Here is a 15,289-nt window from a genome sequence, read left to right on the forward strand (position 1 = left end):
GGCTCACCCGCCCAGGGGTTGGTTTCGGGTAACCCCAAAGGAGCCTTCATGGCGCAAGACCCCCGCAGCTTTTCGCCGACCACCGTCGAAGCCAACCTGACCCGCCAGCAAGGCAATGGGGTGGGCGCGCGCGAACTCGACGCTCAGCAGGAAGCCGACGGAAGCGAGGCCCAAGACCATCTGGCTGAGGATCTGGAGGCCGAAGGCAGCCACCAAGGCATCGGCCGGCGCGACGGCTCGCCGTCCGACCGTGAGCACGGCGTGAAGACCCGCGCCCACAGCAAGGACATCATCAGCGGCCGGGCGTAGGCCTTCCAGCGGCCTTGGCCGCCTGCGCCAGCTCTTTGCGGACGAAGCGGTAGGTTTCCCGCTGTTCGCAGGCGCAGGCCCGCATCTCGCCCTTGGCGTTCCACCAGATCAGGGTGGGATAGCGGATGCCGGTGGGGTCGCTGACCGTGACCCCGTTTTCCTTCAAGTAGGGCCGCAGGTCCTCGGTCATCTTACGCCCGGCCTCGATCACCGCGCTGCGGGCGATGTCGCTGTCGGCGGGGACGAGACCCGGGGCCGTCCAGGCCTCGGGGACCACCGATTCCCAGGCCTCCATCAGCTCCCAGGCGCTGGGCGTGCCGTGGCGGATCCAGAGCTCGGCCACCGTGGTGCGCTCCACCGGAGTGGACTTGGCCAGGCCGTTTACGTCGCGCCGGGCGATCTCGATGACCCGGGTGTCGATTCCCTGTTTGTGGAGCGCCGGGAATTCTTCCTTCTTGAACCGCAGGCAGTCGGGGCAGGTGCGGAACGAGACCATGTAGAGCTTGCCCTTGGTCAGGCCCGGCGAAGCCCAGCCGGCGCTTTCCAGGATCTTCGTGATCTCGATCTGGTGCTTGGTGATGGTCTGGGGCCGCCAGCGCAGCTCGTAGTTCCAGTAGGCCCAGCCCCCCAGTCCCGCCAGAACCACCGCCAGGATCAGGATCGCCCAGGTCCGGATTTTCATCGCCCACTCCTTGTTCGGTCTGAACCTTAGCGCATCGTCGGGATGACGAAGGCCGAATCCTCGCTGGCGCCCTCGGGCCAGCGGGCGGTCACCGTCTTGACCTTGGTGTAGAACTTCACGCCTTCCATGCCGTGCTGGTTGGCGTCACCAAACGCGCTGCGCTTCCAGCCGCCGAAGGTGTGGTAGGCCACCGGCACCGGGATCGGCACATTGATCCCCACCATCCCGACATTGACCTGGGCGGCGAACTCGCGGGCCGCGCGGCCGTTGCGGGTGAAGATGGCCACGCCGTTCCCGTACTGGTGCTTGGATGGCAGGTCGACGGCCTCCTCGAAGGTCTCGGCGCGGACGATCTGCAGGACCGGTCCGAAGATCTCCTCCTGATAGGTGCGCATCGCGGGCTTCACCTGATCAAACAGGGTCGGGCCGATGAAGAAGCCCTTCTCATAGCCCTGCAGAGAGAAGCCGCGGCCGTCGGCCACCAGCTCGGCGCCCTCGTCGACCCCCATCTGGATGTAGTCGGACACGCGCTGGCGGTGAGCGGCGGTGACCACCGGGCCGTACTGGGCCGAGGCGTCGGTGGAGATGCCGACCTTCAGGGTCTCCATCTCGGCCAGCACCTTCTCGCGCACGGCGTCGGCGGTCCTCGCCCCCACCGGCACCACCACCGGCAAGGCCATGCAGCGCTCGCCGGCCGAGCCATAGGCCGCGCCGATGATGTCCTTCACCGCCTGATCCAGGTCAGCGTCGGGCAGGATGATGCCGTGGTTCTTGGCCCCGCCCATGGCCTGGACCCGCTTCCCGTGCGCGGTCCCGGTCGAATAGACATAATGGGCGATGTCGGAGGAGCCGACGAAGCTGACGGCGGCGATGTCGGGGTGGGTCAGGATGGCGTCGACGCTGACCTTGTCGCCATGCACCACGTTCAGCACGCCCTTGAGGTCCATGCCCAGCGCGGCGCCGGCCTCCATGAACAGCTCGCCCAGCCGCACCGGCAGGCTCGGATCCTTCTCGGACGGCTTGAGGATGAAGGTGTTGCCCACCGCGATGGCGATGCCGAACATCCACATCGGGATCATGCCGGGGAAGTTGAACGGGGTGATGCCCGCGGCCACCCCCAGCGGCTGGCGCATGGAATAGACGTCGATGCCGGGGCCGGCGCCCTCGGTATATTCGCCCTTCAGGAGATGGGGGACGCCGCAGGCGAACTCGATGACTTCCAGTCCTCTTTGGATGTCGCCCTTGCTATCGGCCACCACCTTGCCGTGCTCGGAGGACAGCAGCTCGGCCAACGCCTGCATCCGGGCTTCGACCAGGCGCTTGAACTCGAACATCACCCGCGCCCGGCGCTGCGGATTGACCGCGGCCCAGGCCGGTTGCGCCCGCAGCGCGGCCTGCACCGCGGCGTCCAGTTCGGCGGGGGTCGCCAGGGCCACACGCGCCTGCACCTCGCCGGTGTTGGGATTGAAGACCTCGCCGTAGCGGCCGGAGGTCCCGGCGACGGACACGCCGTCGATGAAATGTGTGATCTCGCGCATGATCAGGTTCTAGAGCCTTTCCGCCCGAAACAAAAAGGCTCTCGGGCCAGATCCTCCCCCAGGCGCACAGCGCCGATGTGGGGGAGGTGGACCGCTGCGCAGCGGCGGGACGGAGGGGGACCAACGTAGTTGGCTCCTACCGTCCCGAAACGAGAGTCAAAGTCCCCCTCAGGCGCTCCGCGCCAGCTTCCCCAGAGGGGGAGCATCTTGAGGCGCGAGCACCGAGCGCAGGCCCCGGCTGAGCGCCGCCGGGATCACCGAGGTGTGGCTCTCGCCTTCAAAGACGTGGGAGGTCACCGGCAGGCCCCGTGCCGCCAGCCGCGCCGCCATCGCCAGCATATGGTCCACCATCGGCCAACGAGGGTCGGTCTCCAGCCCGCCCACCGACAGAAAGAGCCGCGTCGCCGGGTCGGGGTTGGCCGCCGCCTCGGTGGCGAAGGCCTCGCTGTCGCGCCACCACAGGGCCGGACTGTTGGCCACATGCCGGGTGAAGGCGCCGGGCCGCGTCAGATAGGCGTGCAGGCTGAACAGACCGCCCAGCGAACTGCCCACCAGGGCCTGGTCGCCGGGATCGGTGGCGTAGCGCTCCGCGATGAAGGGCCGGACCTCACCGATCAGGAAATCCAGGAAGGCCTCTCCGCCGCCGGCCGGTCCGATGTCGGGCAGGGGCTGGTCCCCCATCTGGGCCAGCAGGGTCTCGTGGAAGGCGTCGTCGGAGCTTGGCGTGAGGTCCCGGGTGCGCAGCCAGCCATAGTCGCGGCGGCGGCGGCGCGGTCCCCCCAACTGGTAGCCCACCCCCACCAGCAGGCAGGGCGGGACCCCGTCGACGTTCTGCAGGAACCGCAGGGCCTGGGCGGCGATGCCGAACACCGTATTGGCGTCCATCACATAGATCACAGGCAACGGATAATCCCGGCGCATCCCCATCCAGGGGCTGGGCAGGGCGACATCGATCTGGAAGGTCTCGCCAATGGTTTGGCTGTGCAGGCCGTACCGGTGGGTCGCCTGGATCGTCGCCGGTTCATGTGCCGTGGTCGTCATATCCGCCCCCTCTGATGGAGGCGAAGCTTGGTCGGACGGTCCCTTGCCCGCCAGACTTGAAGATCACGCATTTCTTCCCAGCTAAGGTACAGGGGAGACCCTCTTGCACCCGGCGCTCGGGCGAGGGCATCTTGGCCCCATGAGCAGCGTCGCCACCGAAGCCCTGCCGGCGCGGCGGGCCTATCATGACCACATCGTCGACACCCTGATCGCCGAGCGCGCGCCCAGGCTCTCGGGCGGGATCGCCTGGCCGCTGGTTCGCCCCCTGCTCTACCGCCTGCTGGACTATCGCAAGGCGCGCGCCATGGCCGACGCCATCGCGCCCATGGGCGGCCGTCGGGCCCTGGACTATGTTTCAGACCTGCTGGACGTGAAGGTCACGGTGCACGGCCTGGAGCGGGTTCCGGCCGGCGGCCGCCTGGTTCCCATCTGCAACCACCCCACCGGCATCGCTGACGGTATCGCGGTCTATGACGCGCTGAAGGCGCGGCGCCCCGACCTCTGCTTCTACGCCAATTCCGACGCCCATCGCGTCTCGCCCAATTTCGGCGAGGTGCTGATCCCGGTGGAGTGGAAGGAGGAACGGCGTACCCGCGAGCACACCCGCAACACCCTCAACCTCACCCGGGAGGCCCTGGAGGCCGAGCGGCCCCTGGTGATCTTCCCCGCCGGCCGTCTGGCCCGCCAGGGCAAGGACGGGGTGCTGGCCGAGAGCCCCTGGATGAGCAGCGCCATCTCCATCGCCCGAAAGTACGACGCGCCGATCCTGCCCATGCACCTGGCCGGGCCCTGGTCGACCCTGTTCCACTTCTTCCACGGATTCTCGGGCGAACTTCGGGACATCACCCTGTTCCATGAGCTGCTGAACAAGCGCGGCCGGCCGTTCCACCTGACCATCGGTCCGGTGGTGGCGCCCGAGCGCCTGGATCCCGACGTGACCACCGCCACCGAACAGCTCAAGGCCTATGTGCAGCACGTCCTGCCCAAACATCCCGACCAGGCCTTCGCATGATCAGCGCGGCCCACGGCGACGTCCGCCTGGATGACGAGGCGGCGACCGGCGCCCTGGGCGCGGCCCTGGCCGGGGCGCTCAAGGCCGGCGAGGCCATCTGCCTGACCGGGCCCCTGGGGGCCGGGAAATCCACCCTGGCCCGCGCCCTGATCCGCGCGCTCACCACGCCTGCCGAGGATGTGCCCAGTCCCACCTTCACGCTTGTTCAGTTCTATGAGGGGGCGGCGCTCTCGGTGGCCCATTTCGACCTCTATCGCCTGACCAGCGCCGACGAGGCCTATGAGATCGGCCTGGACGAGGCCCTGGAGGACGGGGCGGCCTTGATCGAGTGGCCCGAACGGCTGGAAGGTAACCTGCCGCCCGACCGGCTTGATATAGAGATCACCATCGAGGGGGAGGGCCGCCGCGCGCGCCTGACCCCCAGCGGCGCCTGGGAAGGACGTGGGTTTGAGTTCCGATCGTGAGGCCATCAAGTCCGCCTTCCTGGCTAAGCATGGCTGGGGCGAGGCCGCCCGCGTTCCCCTGAGCGGCGACGCCTCGACCCGGGCCTATGAACGGCTGCATCCGGCCAGGGGCGCGAGCCTGATCTTCATGGACCAGCCGCCCAACGCCGAAACCGCGCCCTGTCATCCGGACGCGACCCCGGAAGACCGCGCCAAGGCCGGCTACAATGCGCTCGCCCGACTGGCCGCCGGCCGGGTGGACGCCTTCATCGCCGTCGCGGAGTGGCTTAAGGCCCAGGGCCTGTCGGCGCCCGCCATCCTGGCCCACGACGCCGCCCAGGGACTGGCGGTGCTGGAGGATCTTGGCGACGACCTGTTCGCGGTGCTCATCGAGGGCGGCCTGGACGAAGCGCCGCTCTACGACGCCGCCATCCAGGGCCTGGTGCGCCTGCACGAAGCCGCCGCGCCCGCCGTCCTCACCGCGCCGGGCATCGAATGGCCGCTGCTGGACTATGACGAGGTGGCCCTGAAAACCGCCGGAGACATCCTCCCGGAGTGGCTACCGAAGCTGAAGCCCGAGCTCAGCTTCAGCGACGCCGCCGTGGCCGAGTGGGACAACCTCTGGGCGCCGATCAGGGCGCATGGGGCGGCCGGCGCCAGTGTCTTCTGCCACCGGGACTATCACGCCGAGAACCTGATCTGGCTGCCCGACCGCGAGGGCGCGGCTCGGGTCGGTCTGCTGGACTTCCAGGACGCCGTCCGCGCCCACCCGGCCTGGGACATGTCCATGCTGCTGCACGACGCCCGACGGGATGTCTCGCCGCAGCGGGAGGCTGCCGCCCTGGCCTACTATTTCAAGCTCCGCCCCGACCTGGATCAGGCGCGGTTCCTGGCCGACTATCATGCCCTGGGCGCCCTCAACATCGTTCGCATCCTGGGCATCTTCGCCCGGCTGGTGACCCGCGACGGCAAGCCCCGCTACGCCGCCTTCATGCCGAGGCTCTGGCGTTATCTCGACGCCTGCCTGGCCGATCCGGCCCTGGCGGACCTCAAGGCGTGGTTCGACAGCTACGTGCCCGCCGGGTCCCGCGCATGACCCCTGGCCCCAAGGTCGCCATGGTGCTGGCCGCCGGCATCGGCAGCCGCATGCGCCCGCTGACCAACGACCGTCCCAAGGCCCTGGTGACGGTGAACGGCAAGGCCCTGATCGACCATGTCCTGGACCGCCTGCACGAGGCCGGAATCGAGACGGCCATCGTCAACGTCCACCACTTCGCCGACCAGATGGAGGCCCATCTGGCGGGCCGCACCAACCCCAAGGTGATCATCGCCGATGAGCGGGCGGGCCTGCTGGACTCCGGCGGCGGCATCAAGAACGCCCGTCACCTGTTGGGGGACGCCCCGATCCTGGTGGCCAACATCGACTCCCTGTGGGTCGGCGGCGAAGTCCCGCCGATCGAGGCCATGAAGCGCGCGTGGGACCCAGACAGGATGGACCTGCTGCTGCTGCTGGTCCCCCGCGGCCAGGGCATCGGCCTGGAGGGCCCGCGCGGCTTCCGTCAGGAGCCCGACGGGCGCATCATCCACATGGCCGACGACGCCAGTCCCGCGCCTCTCGCCAATGTCGGATTTCAGATCATGAAGCCGCAGCTGCTGGACGATCAGCCGGAGGGGGCCTTCTCCATCCTGCCCATCTGGTGGCGGCTGCAGGACGAGGGCCGCATCTACGGCGTGGCCATGGACGCCTTCTGGCTGCACGTCGGCGACCCCGCCGCCCGCGACGAGGCCGAAGCGAGGCTGGCGTGATCCCCCTGCTCGCAGGCGACGGGCCGCGCTGGTTCAGCATCCCGGCGCACCGTCCCTTCGTCCACGACCTGGCCCAGGGCCTGTTCGACGCGCTCGCGCCGCTCGGCCCCGAGGCCCTGTCCCAGGCCGTGGTCCTGACCCCCACCCGCCGGGGCGCGCGAGCCTTGGCCGACGCCTTCATCGCCGCCGCCGGGGGCCGCGCCGTCCTGCCGCCGCAGATCCGGCCCCTGGGCGACCTGGACGAGGGCGAACCGCCCTTCGAGCCCGGCGACCTGGCCGTCGACCTGCCTTCGGCCATCGCGCCCCTGCGCCGCCGTTTCGAGCTGATCGCCCTGGTGAAGGGTCATGAGAAGGACCTGAAGCGGGACCTGGACGCCTCGGCCGCCCTGGAGCTGGCCGACGCCCTGGGGTCCTTCCTCGACAGCCTGCAGATCGAGGAGGTCAGCGCCAGGGGCGGCCTGGCCGATCTGGTGAGCGCTGACCTGGCCGAACACTGGCGGGTCAGCCGCGAGTTCCTGGAAACCGCCCTGACCGCCTGGCCCGCCCGCCTGCGCGAGCTGGGCGTGGTGGACGTCAGCGAACGCCGGGTGGCCCTGCTGCGCGCGCTGGCCGAGACCTGGGACCGCAAGCCGCCGCAGGGTGTCCTGATCGCCGCCGGCTCCACCGGCACCGCGCCGGCCACCGCCGACCTGCTGACCGTCATCGCCCGCGCCCCGCAGGGCGCCGTGATCCTGCCCGGCCTCGACGAGAGCCTGGCCGACAGGGCCTGGGCCCAGGTCGGGGAACAGCACCCCCAGGGCGCCATGAAGCGGCTGCTTGAGCGGGCCGGTGTCGCCCGCGGGGAGGTGTTGCTCTGGCCCGCCTCCGAGACCCTGGACACCGCCGGCCGCTGGCGGCGACGGGTGATCAACGAGGCCCTGCGTCCCGCCGAGGCCACCGCCGACTGGCTGAGCGTCATCGAGACCCTGCGCTCCGAGGGGAAGAGCGACGACATCGACCCCATCGCCGAGGGGCTGAAGGGCCTCTCCGTCGTCACCGCCCGCGGCGAGGAGGAGGCCGCCACCGTCGCCGCCCTGCTGCTGCGCGAGGCCCTGGAGGTTCCCGGCCAGACCGCCGCCCTGGTGGCGCCGGACCAGACCCTGGCCCGCCGCGTCGCCGCCAAGCTGGCCCGCTGGGGCGTGGGCGCCGACTCCTCGGCGGGCTCGGCCCTGGCCGGCTGCCGCTGCGGGGTGTTGGCGGCCCTGACCGCCAAGGCGGCGGATGACCCCCTGGACCCGGTCACCCTGCTGGCCATCGCCAAGCATCCCTTCGTCCGCCTGGGGCTCGATCCCGAGACCCTCGACCGCCGCCGCGCCGCCCTCGAGCTGCACGGCCTGCGCGGCCCCCGCAAGACCAGCTGGGGCGGCCTGGAGGCGCACCTGCGTCGCAAGGCCTCCGACGCCCGGATCGAACCCGGCGCCGTCGACGACGCGCTCGCTTTCGCCGCCCAGCTTCGTGGGGCGCTAACCCGCCTGCAGGCGCCCTATGCCGACGACGAGGCGCGGCCCTCCGAGGCCGCTCGCACCCTGGCCCAGACCCTGGAAGCCCTGGCCGCCGACGAACGGGGCGACACCGGCGACCTCTGGGCCGGCCACGGCGGCGAGGCGGTAGGCCGCCTGCTGTCGGGCCTGATGAGCGAGTCCGATGGCTCGCCGTCCGTCAGCCGCCGCGGGTTCGCCGACGTGCTGGCCCGGCTGATGTCCGGCGAAAGCATCCGCTCGGGGGGAGCCACCCATCCGCGCCTGCGCATCCTCGGCGCCATCGAGGCCCGCTTGACCCGCGCCGACCGGCTGATCGTGGCCGGCCTGGAGGAGGGCGTCTGGCCCCAGGGGGCGGCGCTTGACCCCTTCCTGTCGCGGCCGATGCGCGAGGCGCTCGGCCTGCCGCCGCCCGAACGCCGCGTGGGCCTGGCCGCCCACGACTTCGCCCAGGCCGCCTGCGCGCCCGAGGTGATCCTGCTGCATTCCGAGCGCCGCGAAGGCGCGCCAGCCGTGAAGTCCCGCTGGCTCTGGCGGCTGGAGACGTTGGCGCGCGGCGCCGGCGTCGTCCTGCCCACCCGTCCGGAAATCCTGGACTGGGCGAGGTCCCTGGACGCGGCGACCGACTACACGCCCGCCACACGCCCTGCCCCGCGCCCCCCGGTCGCCGACCGCCCGCGCGAGATGGCGGTCACCCGGGTCGAGGCCCTGACCCGGGACCCCTACGCCGTCTGGGCCCGCGACATCCTGCAGCTCTACCCGCTGGAGCGTCCCGACGAGGCCGTGGAGGCCCGCGCCCGGGGCACCGCCATCCACAAGGCCTTCGAACGCTTCGCCGAAGCCCATCCGGTGGACGTGCCGCCTGACGCCGCGCCGATCTTCGAGGCGATGTACGTCACCGCCCTGGAAGAGGCCGGCATGCCCCACGAGGCCCTGGCCCGCGAGAGCGCGCTGGCCCGCGAGGCCGCCCTGTGGGTCGCCGACCTGGAGCGCCGCCGCCGCGCCGACGGCCGCACCATCCATGTCGAACTCAAGGGGGAGCTGGAGATCCATGCGCCCGGCGGCCTCTTCAAGGTCAACGCGCGGGCCGACCGCATCGAGATCACCCCCGACGGCTACGGCCACATCCTCGACTACAAGACCGGCAAGGCGCCTTCCCAGAAGGTGGTCGACACCGGATTCTCGCCGCAGCTCACCCTGACCGCCGCCATCCTGGCCTATGGCGGCTTCCCGACCCTCGGCCGCCCCATGCCCGGCGACCTGACCTATCTGGAGGTCACCGGCCGCAAGCCCGCCGGCCGCGAGGAGACCCGCGCCGCCGCTGGCGAGGAGAGCGAGGAAGCCGCGCGGGCCGCCCTCGACGGCCTGGGCAAGCTGGTGGCCCGCTTCGACGACCCGGCCCAGCCCTACCTGTCGCGCTCGGCCCCGCAGTTCGTGAAGACCCACATCAGCGACTATGACCACCTGGCCCGGGTGTTCGAATGGTCCACCAGCGGCGACGAGGAGGGCGAGTGACCGTCATCCCCTTCCCGACCCGCGAGGTTGATCCGCAGCGCGTCGCCGCTGATCCTGAGCTCTCGGCCTTCGTCACCGCCAATGCGGGCTCGGGCAAGACCAAGACCCTGATCGACCGGGTCGCCCGACTGCTGCTGGCCGGGGCCGAACCCGCCACCATCCTCTGCGTCACCTACACCAAGGCCGCCGCCGCCGAGATGCAGCGCCGGCTGTTTGGCCTGCTGGGCGACTGGTCGGTCTGCGACGACGCCCGCCTGCGCCAGGCCCTGTCGGACCTCGAGGGCCGGCCCATCGCCGACTACGACCACATCCGCCTGTCAGCGGCCCGCGCCCTCTTCGCCCGCGCGCTCGAGACCCCCGGCGGCCTGAAGATCCAGACCATCCACGCCTTCTGCGAAAAGCTGCTGCGCCGTTTCCCCCTGGAGGCCGGCGTCTCCCCTGGCTTCCGGGTCATGGACGACGCCGCCAGCGCCGCCATCGCCGACGCCGCCCGCAAGGCCGTCGCGCGGCTTGCGTTGAAAGGCGAAGGCCTCGTGGCCGAAGCCTATGCCCGCTTCTCCGTGGCCCTGGACTTCCAGAGCTTCCAGTCGATGTTCGGGGCCTTCGAGAACGCTCGCGGGCGCCTGGCCGCATATCTTGGGCGCACCGGCGGCCTGCCGGGCGCGGTGGCCGATGTCTGGGAGGTCTGCGGCTTCCCCGAGCCCGTCGATCCTGAGGCCGTCGCGTTGCGCGCCGTCGCCGCGCTGAACCTGCGCAGCTGGCGCGAGGCCGCCGAGGTGCTGGCCCAGGGCGGCAAGGCCGACGCCAAGAACGGCCTGGCGCTCCTAGCCCTGGCCGCCGAGCCCACTTTCCAGGGCGCGCTGGCCTGCCTGTTCACCGACAAGGGCGAGGGGACCCCCGCCACCTGGGTCGCCAAGACCAGCGGCCTGAAGGCCCATGAACCCCTGCGCTCAGGCCTGCTGGCCGACCAGGAGGCCCTGGAAGAGGCCCGCGCCTACCGCCGCGCCGCCCAGGTGGCGGTGGACACGCAAGGGGCGCTCATCCTCGCCAACGCCTATCTGACCGCCTACGCCATGGAGAAGGCCAGCTACGGCGCGCTGGACTTCTCCGACCTCATCGAGAAGACCCGCGACCTGGTGGCCGACAGCCCCGCCGCGGCCTGGGTGCTCTACAAGCTGGACGGCGGCATCGACCACATCCTGGTGGACGAGGCCCAGGACACCGCGCCGGACCAGTGGGCCATCGTCCGCTCCCTGGCCGGCGAGTTCTTTTCCGGCGCCGGGGTCCCCACGGCCACCCGCCTGGAGCGCAACATGTTCGTGGTCGGCGACGAGAAGCAGTCGATCTACTCCTTCCAGGGCGCCCGGCCCGAGCTGCTGATGGAGCAGTTCGAATTCCACAGGGATCGCGCCACCGGCGCCGGCTTCCGTTTCGAGAAGGTTGATCTCCTGGACTCGTGGCGTTCGACGCCCCAGGTGCTCACGTTCGTCGACGCGACCTTCTCGACCCCTGAACTCGCGGTCGCGATCCTACCGCGCGCGCTAGCCGAGCCCATCGTCCACACCCCGCGCCGGGTCGACCACGCCGGCTGCGTCGACATCTGGCCCCTGGAGCGGGAGGAGAAGGGCGACATCCGCGAGGCCTGGGACGCCCCCCTCGACCAGGAGACCGAGGCCAGCGCCAACAAGCGCCTGGCCGCCCGCATCGCCGGCGAGATCGCAGCCCTGCTGGCGCGCGGCGACGGCCTCTTCGACAAGGACGCCAAGGCCTGGCGCCCCGCCCGTCCCGGCGACGTCCTGATCCTGGTCCGCCGCCGCAAGGCGCTGTTCGAGGAGATCCTGCGGGCGCTGAAGCACGCCAAGATCCCCGTCGCCGGCGCCGACCGCCTGGCCCTGTCGGAGCACATCATCTTCGACGACCTGGTGGCCGTCGCCCGCTTCGCCCTGTTCCCCGCCGACGACCTGACCCTGGCGGCGTTGCTGCGCAGCCCGTTCTGCGACCTCTCCGACGACAGCCTCTACGCCCTGGCGAAGGGCCGCGCGCCGCTGACCCTGTGGCAGGCCCTGACCGCGCGGTCCGAAGAACGCCCGGAGTGGACCGCCGCCCACGCCCTGCTCACCCGCCTGCTGGAGGAGGCCCGCGAGCGCCGGCCCTTCGAGTTCTATTCCCGTCTGCTGGGCGGCCGCGACGCCGCCGGCCGCTCCATGCGCCTGCGCCTGCTGAAGCGCCTGGGGAGCGAGGCCGAGGACGCCCTCGACGAGTTCCTGGCCCAGGTCCTGGCCGCCGAGAGCCGGGGGATCGAGGACCTGGAGAGCCTGACCGCCGCCTTCGCCAGCCTCGACATCACCGTCAAGCGCGAGATGGAGGCCGGCCGTGACGAGGTCCGCGTCATGACCGCCCACGGCGCCAAGGGCCTGGAGGCCCCCATCGTCTTCCTGCCCGAGACCACGCTCAGCCGCGGCGCGCGCGGCACGCCGCTGCTGGAGACCGAGGCCGGCGGCTTCCTGTGGTGCGCCACCGCCAAGGGGGACTGCGAGGCCTCGTCCTCCTCGCGGGCGGCGCGGCGTTCGCGAGGAGGACGAGGCCTACCGCCTGCTCTATGTCGCCCTCACCCGGGCCCGCGACCGGCTGGTGTTGTGCGGCCGGGTCGCCGCCAATGCGCGGGAGGAGAACATCAAGGGCTGGTGGGGCGCGCTCACCGCCGCCTTCGACCACGCCCAGGTCAGCCCGCACAAACGCGTGGCCGCCAGCGGCGAGATGCAGATCCTGCGTTTCGGCCCCGATCCCGTCGCCCTGGGCAAGGCCGCCGACAGCGCCGTCGTCACCAAGGCCGCGCCGGCCTGGACCCAGGCCGAAGCCATCACCGAGCCCCACGCCCGCTACGCCTCGCCGTCCCAGCTGGGGGAGGACGCCGCCACCCCGGCCGCCTCACCGCTCGCCGCTGTCCAAGGATTGGGCCGCTTCCGGCGCGGCGACCTGATCCACCGCCTGCTGCAGGTCCTGCCCGACCTCGCCGTGCCTGACCGCCCCGCCGCCGCCCTGCGCCTGCTGGCCCGCGAGCGCGACCTCACCGACGACCAGCGCGCCGAGATGACCGCCGCGGCGCTGGGGGTTCTGAACGATCCCCGCTTCGCCGAGGTGTTCGGGCCCGGCAGCCGCGCCGAGGTGGCCCTGGCCGGAACCGCCGCCAAACTGCCCGCAGGCCTGGCCATTTCGGGGCGAATCGACCGGCTCGTTGTCCTTCCCGACCGGGTGCTGGTGGCCGACTTCAAGACCAACCGCCCCTCGCCGGACCGCATCGAGGACGCCGACCCGGCCTATCTGCGCCAGATGGCCATCTATGCCGCCGTCCTGGCCGAAGTCTTCCCCGGACGGGCCATCGAGGCCGCCCTGGTGTGGACCGACGGGCCCAAGCTGATGGCGATCCCAGAATTACTTATCGATCAAACCCTTGCCGAGCTTGGCCGCGCAGGTTGATACCTGCACAAACCCCGCCTATGTGGCGGATCGAACATCGCGGCTCATCCGTTGAGCCTGCAACGAATTTTAGGAGCTTTTGATGAGCACCGTAGCGGTCACCGACGAGTCCTTCGAAAAGGACGTCCTGCAGTCCAGCAAGCCTGTGCTGGTCGATTTCTGGGCCGAATGGTGCGGCCCCTGTAAGCAGATCGCCCCGGCCCTGGAGCAGATCGCCGCCGAACTGGGCGCCCAGGTCACCGTGGCCAAGCTGAATATCGAGGAAAGCCCCACCACGCCCTCGCGCTATGGCGTGCGCGGCATCCCGACGATGATGCTCTTCAAGGACGGCCAGATGGCCTCGATGAAGGTGGGCGCCATGCCCAAGCAGAAGATCGTCGAGTGGCTGAACGAAGCCGGGATCTAGGTCCCCGCATCCCTCTGTGTCATCCCGGTGTTCCGCTTCGCGGAAACCGGGATGACAGCTTGAGTTTCTACAGCGCCCCGTAGGCCTTCAGGGTCTTCAGCGCCGCCACGGTCATCACCCCGCGACATTCCAGCTGCGGTCCTGGCCCCACCGTCTCCCAGCTGATCGGCCAGCCGCCGTCGTCGGCCTGCCGGGCCTCCAGCGCCGCCAGGTGATGACCCAGCACCTCGGGTGAGAACAGCTTGTGGCAGAAGCTGCCAGGGCCCGGCGCCCAATCCAGCGGCTTCTTCACATAGCCCACGGCGCCCACGTCCAGCTCCACCAGTCCGGGGATGCGCGCGGCGAGCCCAGCCAACCCCGCCTGCGCGCGTGTCCGGTCGGGCGTATGCTCCAGGAAGGCGATCATCGGCATCAGGTCGTGGAACTGCTCGGTCTGCGAGCTCTCCACCACCGACCAGCAAAAGGCCTCGCCCCGGGCCACCCATGGATGTTCGATCCCATGCTTGCGCAACAGGCCGACGATGGCCGCGGTCGGGTTGATGTCGGCGGGCGGCTGCGCCCCCTCCACCTTCCACCAGACGGCGTGCGGCGACGCGTTCACGCTGGGCAGGGCGAAGGGCAGGCCGCCCTCAGGGGTGGCGACGCTCGACAGCCAATCGCAGACCCGGCCGACGGTCAGCGGATCGAAGGCGTCGACCTCATCCAGAATCTCGAAAGCGATCTGCACATCCACCGGCTGGCTGTGGGGATCGCGCTTGTCGGGCTCCAGGGCCGACCCGAACCCGCCGTCGCGGCCCTGATAGGCCGCCAGCGCCCGAACCACCGGTTCGGCCGAGCCACCCTCGAAATGATGCTCGAACAGCCGCCGTTCCAGCAGCCGGCCGTTGCGCAGCAGGAACTCCCGGGCGCGGTCGAGGACGTCGGACATCAGCTTCTCCCGTTCAGAACAAAACTAGAACGAGATGGCATGGCTGTGCAAGTCCAACCGCCGCACATCCCGGCGAAGGCCGGGACCCAGATTCATCTGGAGCGGTAGGCGTTGATCCCACCGGCTGTTGAGGCGCGCATGAGATCGAAGCGGGTTTCATCTGGGTCCCGGCCTTCGCCGGGATGAGCGGATGAGGAGGGCTGGGATCGATCAGGTCGGCCAGGTGTCGGGGCTCAGCGCCAGGACCTCGCCGGCGAAGTGCAGGCCGCCGCAGATGATCACGTGCGGGGCGGGCCCCTCGACGGCGAGCGCCATCGTCGTGGCCGTCGTCACGTCCGGAGCGGTCTCCGCCGTCAGCCCCGCCTGAACCGCGGCGGCGGCCAGATCCTCCGGCGACAGCGCCGTGGTGGACTCAAACGTCGTGGCGATCACCCGGGCGTTCAGCCGCTTCAGGGGCTCGAAGAAGCCCACCGAGTCCTTGCGGGCATACTGCGCCACCACCAGGGTCACCGGGCGCCCGTCGCGGGCCAGGCGGTCCACGGTGTCGGCCAGCGCCCGGTGACCCTGGTGGTGGCGCAGTATGCCCGCAAGGACTCGGTGGGCTTCTTCGAGCCC

Annotated in this window: 13 protein-coding genes and 1 pseudogene; 9 read left to right on the plus strand and 5 right to left on the minus strand. The window is 70.7% G+C overall.

Features of this window, described 5'->3' with window-relative positions; translation table 11 throughout:
* Positions 1 to 48: 48 nt before the first annotated feature.
* Positions 49 to 309: a hypothetical protein gene (locus tag AAC997_RS11040; protein WP_340645753.1), complete on the plus strand. Its 261-nt coding sequence runs from the start codon at positions 49 to 51 to the stop codon at positions 307 to 309.
* Here the strand turns inward: AAC997_RS11040 and AAC997_RS11045 are convergent.
* The 3 genes from AAC997_RS11045 to AAC997_RS11055 all read right to left on the minus strand — a co-directional run bounded on the left by AAC997_RS11045 (position 293) and on the right by AAC997_RS11055 (position 3,570).
* Positions 293 to 991, minus strand: a complete 699-nt coding sequence (locus tag AAC997_RS11045; protein WP_340645754.1) for a hypothetical protein — start codon at positions 989 to 991, stop codon at positions 293 to 295. The genes AAC997_RS11040 and AAC997_RS11045 overlap by 17 nt on opposite strands.
* 26 nt (positions 992 to 1,017) lie before the next feature.
* A complete protein-coding gene (locus tag AAC997_RS11050; protein WP_340645755.1) occupies positions 1,018 to 2,529 on the minus strand; it encodes a CoA-acylating methylmalonate-semialdehyde dehydrogenase in 1,512 nt (503 codons plus the stop codon).
* Between the two features lie 168 nt (positions 2,530 to 2,697).
* Positions 2,698 to 3,570, minus strand: coding sequence for an alpha/beta hydrolase-fold protein (locus tag AAC997_RS11055; protein WP_340645756.1), 873 nt, complete (start codon positions 3,568 to 3,570; stop codon positions 2,698 to 2,700).
* 139 nt (positions 3,571 to 3,709) lie between these two features.
* On the opposite strand from AAC997_RS11055, the gene AAC997_RS11060 reads away from it, so the two are divergent.
* The 8 genes from AAC997_RS11060 (at position 3,710) to trxA (ending at position 13,746) form a co-directional block, all read left to right on the plus strand.
* Complete coding sequence (locus AAC997_RS11060; RefSeq protein ID WP_340645757.1) at positions 3,710 to 4,582, plus strand: 1-acyl-sn-glycerol-3-phosphate acyltransferase; 873 nt, start codon at positions 3,710 to 3,712, stop codon at positions 4,580 to 4,582.
* Positions 4,579 to 5,046, plus strand: a complete 468-nt coding sequence (tsaE, locus tag AAC997_RS11065) for a tRNA (adenosine(37)-N6)-threonylcarbamoyltransferase complex ATPase subunit type 1 TsaE (RefSeq protein ID WP_340645758.1) — start codon at positions 4,579 to 4,581, stop codon at positions 5,044 to 5,046. The genes AAC997_RS11060 and tsaE overlap by 4 nt, the downstream gene beginning before the upstream one ends.
* A complete protein-coding gene (amgK, locus tag AAC997_RS11070) occupies positions 5,024 to 6,121 on the plus strand; it encodes an N-acetylmuramate/N-acetylglucosamine kinase AmgK (RefSeq protein ID WP_340645759.1) in 1,098 nt (365 codons plus the stop codon). Before tsaE ends, amgK begins: the two co-directional genes overlap by 23 nt.
* A complete protein-coding gene (locus AAC997_RS11075) occupies positions 6,118 to 6,831 on the plus strand; it encodes a nucleotidyltransferase family protein (RefSeq protein WP_340645760.1) in 714 nt (237 codons plus the stop codon). Before amgK ends, AAC997_RS11075 begins: the two co-directional genes overlap by 4 nt.
* Positions 6,828 to 9,863: a double-strand break repair protein AddB gene (gene addB, locus AAC997_RS11080; protein ID WP_340645761.1), complete on the plus strand. Its 3,036-nt coding sequence runs from the start codon at positions 6,828 to 6,830 to the stop codon at positions 9,861 to 9,863. The genes AAC997_RS11075 and addB overlap by 4 nt, the downstream gene beginning before the upstream one ends.
* A complete protein-coding gene (gene addA, locus AAC997_RS11085; RefSeq protein ID WP_340645762.1) occupies positions 9,860 to 12,886 on the plus strand; it encodes a double-strand break repair helicase AddA in 3,027 nt (1,008 codons plus the stop codon). The genes addB and addA overlap by 4 nt, the downstream gene beginning before the upstream one ends.
* A complete protein-coding gene (locus tag AAC997_RS11090; RefSeq protein ID WP_340645763.1) occupies positions 12,816 to 13,340 on the plus strand; it encodes a PD-(D/E)XK nuclease family protein in 525 nt (174 codons plus the stop codon). Before addA ends, AAC997_RS11090 begins: the two co-directional genes overlap by 71 nt.
* A gap of 82 nt (positions 13,341 to 13,422) precedes the next feature.
* On the plus strand, positions 13,423 to 13,746 hold the full coding sequence (trxA, locus tag AAC997_RS11095) for a thioredoxin (protein WP_304776386.1): 324 nt from the start codon (positions 13,423 to 13,425) through the stop codon (positions 13,744 to 13,746).
* Positions 13,747 to 13,813: 67 nt separating this feature from the next.
* Here the strand turns inward: trxA and AAC997_RS11100 are convergent, their stop codons facing one another.
* Positions 13,814 to 14,674 (minus strand): hypothetical protein, encoded by an 861-nt coding sequence (locus tag AAC997_RS11100; RefSeq protein WP_340645764.1) that lies wholly within the window; start codon positions 14,672 to 14,674, stop codon positions 13,814 to 13,816.
* A 210-nt stretch (positions 14,675 to 14,884) separates the two neighbouring features.
* A pseudogene (locus tag AAC997_RS11105) lies at positions 14,885 to 15,289 on the minus strand (bifunctional folylpolyglutamate synthase/dihydrofolate synthase); the annotation flags it as partial.

The organism is Phenylobacterium sp. (genome assembly GCF_037968635.1).
Taxonomy (GTDB): domain Bacteria; phylum Pseudomonadota; class Alphaproteobacteria; order Caulobacterales; family Caulobacteraceae; genus Phenylobacterium.